General features: G+C 65.8%; 7 protein-coding genes. 1 reads left to right on the top strand and 6 read right to left on the bottom strand.

The features are described from left to right. Positions 1–878, top strand: an 878-nt coding sequence (locus LQV45_RS15485) for a hypothetical protein (RefSeq protein WP_230007800.1), incomplete at its 5' end; no start/stop codon positions are given. A 16-nt stretch (positions 879–894) separates the two neighbouring features. Here LQV45_RS15485 and LQV45_RS15480 read toward each other — a convergent pair. The 6 genes from LQV45_RS15480 to LQV45_RS15455 all read right to left on the bottom strand — a co-directional run bounded on the left by LQV45_RS15480 (position 895) and on the right by LQV45_RS15455 (position 6343). After that, entirely contained in the window at positions 895–1962 is a 1068-nt protein-coding gene (locus tag LQV45_RS15480) for a LacI family DNA-binding transcriptional regulator (protein WP_230007799.1), read from the bottom strand. Positions 1963–2093: 131 nt separating this feature from the next. Further along, positions 2094–2348 (bottom strand): hypothetical protein, encoded by a 255-nt coding sequence (locus tag LQV45_RS15475; RefSeq protein ID WP_079552393.1) that lies wholly within the window; start codon positions 2346–2348, stop codon positions 2094–2096. Positions 2349–2358: 10 nt separating this feature from the next. Beyond that, positions 2359–3258, bottom strand: a complete 900-nt coding sequence (locus tag LQV45_RS15470) for a carbohydrate ABC transporter permease (protein WP_223914586.1) — start codon at positions 3256–3258, stop codon at positions 2359–2361. After that, positions 3255–4292 carry a carbohydrate ABC transporter permease gene (locus tag LQV45_RS15465; RefSeq protein WP_026266860.1) on the bottom strand — a complete coding sequence of 346 codons (1038 nt, stop codon included), beginning with the start codon at positions 4290–4292 and terminating at the stop codon, positions 3255–3257. Before LQV45_RS15465 ends, LQV45_RS15470 begins: the two co-directional genes overlap by 4 nt. Before the next feature lie 7 nt (positions 4293–4299). After that, entirely contained in the window at positions 4300–5583 is a 1284-nt protein-coding gene (locus tag LQV45_RS15460) for an ABC transporter substrate-binding protein (protein ID WP_028277787.1), read from the bottom strand. A gap of 148 nt (positions 5584–5731) precedes the next feature. Beyond that, complete coding sequence (locus tag LQV45_RS15455) at positions 5732–6343, bottom strand: hypothetical protein (RefSeq protein WP_230007798.1); 612 nt, start codon at positions 6341–6343, stop codon at positions 5732–5734. Positions 6344–6399: the final 56 nt, after the last annotated feature.

The raw sequence follows: 6399 nt of genomic DNA, 5'->3' as shown, positions 1-6399 counted from the left end.
TGCCGTTCTCTGCCGCGCTCCGGATCTACGAGCCCCTCGAGGCGTTCCCCGAACAACAGCAGGAAACCCTGAGGGCCGCCGGCGCCGGCCAGGCGTCCCGCGCGGCTGTGGAGAACGCCGAGCTGCTGGCGTCCCTGGGCCGCATCACCCGGCCCGACGGGGATCCGTTTCCCACCGGCCGGACCGATCTGGTGCGGGTTGTCGCCGCCCCGGCCAGGAAGGCCCCGTCCGGCGCAGCGCACGACGCCGCCACGTCCGGGACTGCGGCCGCCCCGCAGCCCGACCGGTTGCTGTACTGCCCCAGCCAGCTGGTCCTCCGCGCCGGGCTGGCCGCCAATGCCCTGATGGAAGGCATCCACGGTCCCCTGGCCCAGCTGCTGATCCCGGAAGAACAGCGGGACAAACACCAGGAACGCATTGATGAGGTGCGCGCCCACGATGGCCTCAGCCGGGTCCACACCAGGGCGTCCACGTGGGGCATTCCGTTCAGCTGGTTCTGCCTTTTCCAGGAATCGGATCCCACCGACGTCGTCGAAGCCGACGGCCACATTGTGACGGTCCGCATCCGCGCCGGCATCAGCAACGCGCTGGAGCGGGTGAGCTATGCGGTGGCGCACCTGGCCCTCGCCGCGCCCGATCTCGACATGCTTGAGGACCTGACCCAGTTAACGGAATGGCTTGAGCTCTTCCACCCGGACTCGGCAGTGGAACTCGACTACGGCGGGGTGGCAGACAAGGTCTATCCGGATGATTCGCCGCTGGACGTACGCCTCGGCATCGAGTGCCTGGCGGAGGGGGACATGACCGGCGCCGCCGCGGCCTACCGCCGGCTGGCCTCGCGTTGGGTGCCGATCCGCCAGCTGGCCCGCGCGTCCTAGCGCGGCCCGAACTCCGCTAGCTGAGCCGCGCGGACTGGCGCAGCGGCGGCGCCGTCGTCGTCCGGATAATCAGCAGGTGCGGCGCCACAGCGGACTGCACGGAGCCGGAAATGCCGTCGAGCTCGTCCAGCAGCATTTTGGTGCCGAGTTCGGCCTGCTGGTCCGGGCGCTGCCCGACTGTGGTCAGGCCCATGGCCTCGGCGAAGTCGTGGTCGTCGATGCCGATGACCGAGAGGTCCTCCGGGACGCGCACACCGGCTTTGCTGGCCTCGAAGATGACGCCCATGGCCATCTCATCGGAGGCGCAGAAGATTGCTGTGGGCTTGGGACCGCCGGTGGCCCAGAGGCGGCGGAATGCCTCCTGACCGCTGCGGACGGTGAAGTCCCCCCAGAGGTCCCATTCGGCCCGGACGGGCAGCCGCGCCTCGCCCATGATGTCGTGGAAAGCCTGGATCCGGACCCTGGGGACGTCGAAGTTGAGGTCGGTTTCATCGTCGCCGTGCAGGAGCGCAATGTCCGTGTGGCCCAGCCCGATCAGGTGACGCACTGCGGTGGCGGCCGCGGCGTAGTCGTCGATGCCTATGTAGGGGCACTCCTCGACGTGGCCTCCCACCACCACCAGCGGGATGTCGATTTTCTGGAGATGCTCGATTTCCTCGTGGGTGAGCGCCATGCAGAGGACCAGCAGGGCGTCGATCTGCTTGTAGACCATGGTCTTGCTGAAGAGCCGTTCACGGTGGCTGCCGTGGCCGCCGAGGTTGAAGAGGGAAAGATTGTACTGCCGGGAGTGGAGTTCCCGGTCGGCTCCCTCGATGGCCTTGGAGAAGAACCAGCGGCTGACGAACGGGGCCAGGACGCCGATGGTTTTGGTCCGGCCCGTCGCCAGGCCGGACGCCGAGGACGACGCGACGTAGCCCAAGGATTCGGCGATGCCGAGGATCTTCTCGCGGGTTGCCGGGGAAACACGGGGCAGTCCCCGGACGGCACGGGATACGGTGGCCGTTGACACGCCCGCAGCGGCGGCGACATCCTCAATGCTGACGCCCGAGTGGCCTCCGCGCTGCGCCCGTTCCGTCCGTGCCACCTGTGCCCCCTAATTAACGGTCCGTGGAAGCCTGGCGGCTGCCCGCAGACGTGTTGCGTCCGCCTTCCCCCCGGCGGCTGAATAATCCTGCCCGGCTGCTGCCCGGCTCCTGCCCGGCTGCTGTCCCCCTGCTAGGAGTGCCGGCTGGCCGTCCGGCGCGGCAAACGCCGGCGCAGCCGGATCATCCCGTAGAGGGCCAGCAACATGGCGAGCAGACCCAGGGCCCAGAAGAGGGCTGGCTGGGCGGTCACTTCCATCCAGACAGTGACCACCAGCAGCACCACGGCCCAAAAGCCGAGGAACCCGATGATGATGTCGAAGTCCTCGCCGGAGCGCACCTTTCGACGCGTCGCCGGCACGTGACCCTGGTTCTGCTCGTCAGTCATCACGCCTCAGTCACTTAACCGCGCCGGCCGTGAGGCCCGCGACAATCTTACGCTGGAACACCAGCACCAGGATGACCAAGGGAATGGTCACAATAGTGCCCGCAGCCATGATGGCGGTGTACGGAATCTGGTTCGGCTGCGCACCGGCGAAGCTCGCAATGGCCACGGTGACCGGCTGCGTTGCGTCGGACGAAAGCTGGCTGGCGATCAGGAATTCATTCCACGATGAGATGAAGGCCAGGATGGCGGTTGTGAAGATGGCCGGTGCGGCCAGCGGCATGATGACCTTCCGGAAGGCCTGTCCCTGCGTGCAGCCGTCCACCCGGGCCGATTCCTCGAGCTCCCACGGCATCTCCCGGAAGAAGGAGGTCATGGTGTAGACCGTCAGCGGCAGCACGAACGAGATGTTCGGGATGATCAGGGCCTGGTAGGTGCCCATCCAGCCGATGTTCGTGAAGAGCTGGAACAGCGGGGTGATGAGGGCGACGCCGGGGAACATGGAAGCGCCCAGGATGAAGCCCAGCACAAGGTACTTGAACTTGAAGTTCAAGCGGGCCAGTGCGTAGGCGGCAAACACGCCGATCACCAGCGACACCAGGGTGACGACGGTGCCGATGAACAAGCTGTTCAGCAGTGCCTGGCCAAAGTGGTTGCCGAAGGACGTGTCGAACGCCGTCTTGAAGTTGTCCAGCGTGATGTGAGTCGGCAGGATCGAGGTGTCGTAGGTGTAGCCGACGTCGCGGAACGCCGTCACCACCATCCAGTAGGCCGGAGCCAGGCACCAGAAGAGGATCACGACCGCACTGATGTAGGTCCGGCTCTGGGCCCACTTCTCGCGGTTCTGCGCGGCCTTCCGCCCCCGGTCCTGCTCTGCGCGCAGCTCGGTTGCGGCGCTCGTCGCGGCGGTCATTTCTTCCCCTTACCTGCGCCGGTCTGCTGCTCCACCACGTTCGCTCCGAGGAAGCGCACGAAGATGAAAGCCACCAGAAAGATGATGATGAACGTGATGGTGGACAAAGCCGCCGCCGCGTTGAAGCCCTGCCTGATCTGGTTGATCACCAGGATGGAGAGCGTGGTGGTGTTGTTCGCTCCGCCGGTCAGGATGTACGGGAGGTCGAACATGCGCAGCGCGTCCAGGGTGCGGAACAGGATGGCCACCATGAGCGCCGGTTTCACCAGCGGCAGGGTGATCATCCGGAACCGCTGCCAGGCTGAGGCGCCGTCGACCTTGGCCGCCTCGTACACTTCCGCGGGAATCATCTGCAGGCCGGCAAGAATCAACAGCGCCATGAACGGCGTGGTCTTCCAGACGTCCGCGATGATCACGGCCCACCTGGCCGGCCATTCGCTGCCGGTCCATAGGACGGTGGTGTTGAAGAGCTTGTTGCCGATGCCTTCGAAGGCGAAGATGAACAGCCACAGCTTGGCCGTCACGGCGGTGGGGATGGCCCACGGCACCAGGACGGCTGCACGGACCAGGCTGCGGCCCTTGAAGGCCCGTGCCATGATGACGGCCATCCAGAAGCCGAGCACGGTCTCCAGTGCCACCGTCACGATGGTGAAGAAGAACGTGGTGCCGGTGGCGGACCAGAACTGCGCGCCGAGGGTTCCCGGCGGGCAGTCAACGGTTCCGCCGGACGGTGCCGGGCATTGCTGGAAAATCCAGTTGTAGTAGTTCGAGAAGCCGGCCGGGCCACCCTCAACGAAGAGACCCGTAGCGGGGTCCAGACCGGCATCCTTCTGGAATGACATCACAATGGCGGTGATGATCGGATACACGATCACTACCGACAATGCGAGGATGGTCGGCGCCAGCAGCCAAGCTGCCCAGCGCCCCTGCGTCGCGATGCGGTTGTCCTCCCCAACACCCTTGGGTGCGTGGTGGATCGGTGCCCCGCCCGACGCCGGTGCCTTGACCGACGTCGGGCCTACTTCAGTTGCCATGATGGACCTACTGTCCCGCGCTAGCGGACTCGATGGACTTCTGCATGTCGGACAGGGCCGCGTCTACAGTCTTCTCGCCCTTGATGGCCGAGTACGCGTTTTCCTGGATGGCCTTGGTGACGGCCGGGTAGAACGGGGTGACCGGGCGCGGCACGGCGTTCTCGATCGAGGTCTTCAGGACCGGCAGGTACGGCAGCTTGGCGACGAGCTCCTTGTCGTCGTAGAGCTTGCCGAGCACCGGTGCGAGCGAACCCTGCGTGGCGAAGAACTTCTGGGTCTCTTCGGTGGTGAGGAACTTCAGGAAGTCCACCGCGGTGGCCTTGTTCTTGGAGTAGACGCTGATCGCGGCGCTGTGGCCGCCGAGGGACGAGGCGCCCGGACCGGTCTTGCCGGGGAGTGCGGTCATGCCCAGGACGTCCTTGACCTTGGAGGAGCCTTCGGTGGTGGCCAGGTTGTAGACGTAGGGCCAGTTGCGCAGGAACAGCAGCTTGCCGTCCTGGAATGCCTGGCGGCTTTCCTCTTCCTGGAACGTGATGGCTTCCTTCGGGATCGAGCCGTCTGCGTAGGCCTTGGTCAGGTTGGCCATGCCGGCCTTTGCCTCCGCGGTGAGCAGGTTGGGCTTGCCGTTCTCGTCCAGCACGGCTCCGCCGGCGGAGTTGATTGCCTCGGAGGCGTTGACGGTCAGCCCCTCATACTTCTTGAACTGGCCGGAGTAGCAGCCGATGTTGTTGGTCTTGGCGATGGAGCACATGCTCATCATCTCGTCCCAGGTCTTCGGGGGCGTGGGGACCAGGTCCTTGCGGTAGTACAGGATGCCGCCGTCGGATGATTCCGGTGCCGCATACAGCGTGCCCTTGTAGGAAGCGGCATCAACGGTCGGCTTCAGCATGGCCGAGGTGTCCAGCGCCATCTTGTCCTTGAGCGGCTGCAGCCAGCCCTTGGCGGCGAATTCGGCGGTCCAGACGACGTCGACGCTCGCGACGTCGTAGCCGGGGTCCTTGGCCTGGAAGTGCTGGACGAGGTCGTCGTGCTGCTGGTCGGCCTGGTCGGTCTGCTCCTTGAAGGTGACCTTTTCGTTCGGGTGGGCGGCGTTCCACTTGTCGATCAGCGGGCGGACCACGTTGCTGTTGTCCTTGCCCTGAACGTAAGTAATGGGGCCGCGCCCGTCCAGGCCCTGCGAGGCGGCGTCGCTGCCGCTGGTAGTGCCGCCACCTCCGCCGCCACACGCCGAAAGGGTGATAGCCAAAATGCCTGCCGTGGCGACGGGAAGTAGGAAATTGCGGGTTTTCATACTGGAGTGCTCCTCGCTGAGTACCGGTGAAAAACGGCCGTACTGATGGTGTGCCGACCATCACAGTAATCAACAGGCAGTCCGGAATGCAAGCGTTTACATGAAACCTTTATGCAAAGGAGATTCCGTGGCCCGCCGGCCGGCCACCTCAGCGGACCCGCTCGGAACGGCCGAACCGCGACCGCGCGCCGGATCCGATGTGGATCAGCACCGGGGTGCGTTTGCCGATCACCGCGTCGAGCGCCTCTACCAGGGCGGAAACTTCGGCGGCGAGCCGGTGCGGGGCGACGCCCTGGCGCGGTTCCACCCGGATCTTGAGGGCCGGCTCACCGCTGATCTTGTAGGCGGCGACCGTGACGCCGGCCAGGTCGGGCCGGTCCGCCAGCGCCGCGCGGAGAGTCTGCTCCGCCACGCCGCCGCTGATTCCGACGTTGCCGGGCACCTCACCCGGGTCCTCCTCTGCCACGAGCAGGCTGGTCCGGCCCGTACCCTGTTGGGCAATCCAGGCGATCATCAGGCCAATCACCACCAGCAGCGCCACGCAGATGGCAAGCCACAGCCAGCTCCCCTGGCGGCGGGGGAATTGCGTCCGTTCGAACAAATCGAGCCAGAAGCTCAGGACGCCGCCGGCCCACTCATGCCACCACACGCCCACGGCCGGGACGCTTGCAAGCAGTATCAGGAGGACGCCGACGGCGAGGAGCAGGATGCCAAGGATGCCAATCAGTACGCGGTTCAGCGCCCGGGGGGTGTTGTTCATGCCCCCACCACCCCGGCTGTGGATACCTGGATCCGCACTTCAGGCATCGGCCAGGG

It is taken from the genome of Microbacterium sp. Bi128 (assembly GCF_918698205.1).
The sequence above is the reverse complement of the archived record's forward strand: the minus strand, read 5'-3'. Positions and strand labels throughout refer to the sequence as shown.

Bases quoted from the DNA above. Each gene is read 5' to 3' on its own strand.
- LQV45_RS15475 (WP_079552393.1), bottom strand. From the start codon at position 2,348: ATGACTGACGAGCAGAACCAGGGTCACGTGCCGGCGACGCGTCGAAAG.
- LQV45_RS15470 (WP_223914586.1), bottom strand. From the start codon at position 3,258: ATGACCGCCGCGACGAGCGCCGCAACCGAGCTGCGCGCAGAGCAGGAC.
- LQV45_RS15465 (WP_026266860.1), bottom strand. From the start codon at position 4,292: ATGGCAACTGAAGTAGGCCCGACGTCGGTCAAGGCACCGGCGTCGGGC.
- LQV45_RS15460 (WP_028277787.1), bottom strand. From the start codon at position 5,583: ATGAAAACCCGCAATTTCCTACTTCCCGTCGCCACGGCAGGCATTTTG.
- LQV45_RS15455 (WP_230007798.1), bottom strand. From the start codon at position 6,343: ATGAACAACACCCCCCGGGCGCTGAACCGCGTACTGATTGGCATCCTT.